Raw genomic sequence first — 2989 nt, 5'->3', positions numbered from 1 at the left:
TTTAAGGTTAAGTTAGAAAGGGCGCACGGTGAATGCCTTGGCACTAGGAGCCGATGAAGGACGGGACTAACACCGAAATGCTTCGGGGAGCTGTAAGTAAGCATCGATCCGGAGATATCCGAATGGGGAAACCCACTGTTCGTAATGGAGCAGTATCAATATCTGAATACATAGGGTATTGAAGGCAGACCCGGGGAACTGAAACATCTAAGTACCCGGAGGAAGAGAAAGCAAAAGCGATTTCCTGAGTAGCGGCGAGCGAAACGGAATAAGCCCAAACCAAGAGGCTTGCCTCTTGGGGTTGTAGGACACTCTATACGGAGTTACAAAGGAACGGAGTAGACGAAGCGATCTGGAAAGGTCCGTCGAAGAAGGTAACAACCCTGTAGTTGAAACTTCGTTCCCTCCAGAGTGGATCCTGAGTACGGCGGGACACGTGAAATCCCGTCGGAAGCTGGGAGGACCATCTCCCAAGGCTAAATACTCCCTAGTGACCGATAGTGAACCAGTACCGTGAGGGAAAGGTGAAAAGCACCCCGGAAGGGGAGTGAAAGAGATCCTGAAACCGTGTGCCTACAAGTAGTCAGAGCCCGTTAATGGGTGATGGCGTGCCTTTTGTAGAATGAACCGGCGAGTTACGATCCCGTGCAAGGTTAAGTTGAAGAGACGGAGCCGCAGCGAAAGCGAGTCTGAATAGGGCGAAATAGTACGTGGTCGTAGACCCGAAACCAAGTGATCTACCCATGTCCAGGGTGAAGTTCAGGTAACACTGAATGGAGGCCCGAACCCACGCACGTTGAAAAGTGCGGGGATGAGGTGTGGGTAGGGGTGAAATGCCAATCGAACTTGGAGATAGCTGGTTCTCTCCGAAATAGCTTTAGGGCTAGCCTCAAGTGAAGAGTCTTGGAGGTAGAGCACTGATTGGACTAGGGGCCCCCAACGGGTTACCGAATTCAGTCAAACTCCGAATGCCAAAGACTTATACTTGGGAGTCAGACTGCGAGTGATAAGATCCGTAGTCGAAAGGGAAACAGCCCAGACCACCAGCTAAGGTCCCAAAGTATACGTTAAGTGGAAAAGGATGTGGAGTTGCATAGACAACCAGGATGTTGGCTTAGAAGCAGCCACCATTTAAAGAGTGCGTAATAGCTCACTGGTCGAGTGACTCTGCGCCGAAAATGTACCGGGGCTAAACGTATCACCGAAGCTGTGGACTGTCCTTACGGACAGTGGTAGGAGAGCGTTCTAAGTGCAGCGAAGCTAGACCGAGAGGACTGGTGGAGCGCTTAGAAGTGAGAATGCCGGTATGAGTAGCGAAAGAGGGGTGAGAATCCCCTCCACCGAATGCCTAAGGTTTCCTGAGGAAGGCTCGTCCGCTCAGGGTAAGTCGGGACCTAAGCCGAGGCCGAAAGGCGTAGGCGATGGACAACAGGTTGAGATTCCTGTACCACCTCCTCACCATTTGAGCAATGGGGGGACGCAGAAGGATAGGGTAAGCGCACTGTTGGATATGTGCGTCCAAGCAGTTAGGCTGACAAGTAGGTAAATCCGCTTGTCATAAAGGCTGAGCTGTGATGGCGAGGGAAATATAGTACCGAAGTTCCTGATTCCACACTGCCAAGAAAAGCCTCTAGCGAGGTGAGAGGTGCCCGTACCGCAAACCGACACAGGTAGGCGAGGAGAGAATCCTAAGGTGAGCGAGAGAACTCTCGTTAAGGAACTCGGCAAAATGACCCCGTAACTTCGGGAGAAGGGGTGCTTTTTAGGGTGAATAGCCCTGAGAAGCCGCAGTGAAAAGGCCCAGGCGACTGTTTAGCAAAAACACAGGTCTCTGCGAAGCCGCAAGGCGAAGTATAGGGGCTGACACCTGCCCGGTGCTGGAAGGTTAAGAGGAGGGGTTATCCGTAAGGAGAAGCTCTGAATCGAAGCCCCAGTAAACGGCGGCCGTAACTATAACGGTCCTAAGGTAGCGAAATTCCTTGTCGGGTAAGTTCCGACCCGCACGAAAGGTGTAACGATCTGGGCACTGTCTCAACGAGAGACTCGGTGAAATTATAGTACCTGTGAAGATGCAGGTTACCCGCGACAGGACGGAAAGACCCCGTGGAGCTTTACTGTAGCCTGATATTGAATTTTGGTACAGCTTGTACAGGATAGGTAGGAGCCGTAGAAACCGGAGCGCTAGCTTCGGTGGAGGCGTCGGTGGGATACTACCCTGGCTGTATTGAAATTCTAACCTACGGAGCTAATCGCTTCGGGAGACAGTGTCAGGTGGGCAGTTTGACTGGGGCGGTCGCCTCCTAAAAAGTAACGGAGGCGCCCAAAGGTTCCCTCAGAATGGTTGGAAATCATTCGAAGAGTGCAAAGGCATAAGGGAGCTTGACTGCGAGACCTACAAGTCGAGCAGGGACGAAAGTCGGGCTTAGTGATCCGGTGGTTCCGCATGGAAGGGCCATCGCTCAACGGATAAAAGCTACCCCGGGGATAACAGGCTTATCTCCCCCAAGAGTCCACATCGACGGGGAGGTTTGGCACCTCGATGTCGGCTCATCGCATCCTGGGGCTGTAGTCGGTCCCAAGGGTTGGGCTGTTCGCCCATTAAAGCGGTACGCGAGCTGGGTTCAGAACGTCGTGAGACAGTTCGGTCCCTATCCGTCGTGGGCGTAGGAAATTTGAGAGGAGCTGTCCTTAGTACGAGAGGACCGGGATGGACACACCGCTGGTGTACCAGTTGTCCTGCCAAGGGCATAGCTGGGTAGCTATGTGTGGAAGGGATAAGTGCTGAAAGCATCTAAGCATGAAGCCCCCCTCAAGATGAGATTTCCCATAGCGTAAGCTAGTAAGATCCCTCGAAGATGACGAGGTTGATAGGTCTGAGGTGGAAGCGTGGTGACACGTGGAGCTGACAGATACTAATAGATCGAGGACTTAACCAAGTTAGAAATGCAGAGCAAGCTTTGTTCAATGAATGTCTATTATCTAGTTTTGA

The 2989-nt window shown here is 52.2% G+C and carries 1 rRNA gene; it reads left to right on the top strand.

The window, feature by feature from the left end:
• Window positions 1-5: 5 nt before the first annotated feature.
• Window positions 6-2936, top strand: a 23S ribosomal RNA gene (locus tag JM172_RS24125).
• Window positions 2937-2989 lie beyond the last annotated feature (53 nt).

This window comes from Bacillus sp. SM2101 (genome assembly GCF_018588585.1).
Taxonomy (GTDB): domain Bacteria; phylum Bacillota; class Bacilli; order Bacillales; family SM2101; genus Nanhaiella; species Nanhaiella sioensis.
Note: the sequence above shows the minus strand (reverse complement) of the source record. Positions and strands in the feature narration are given on the sequence as shown.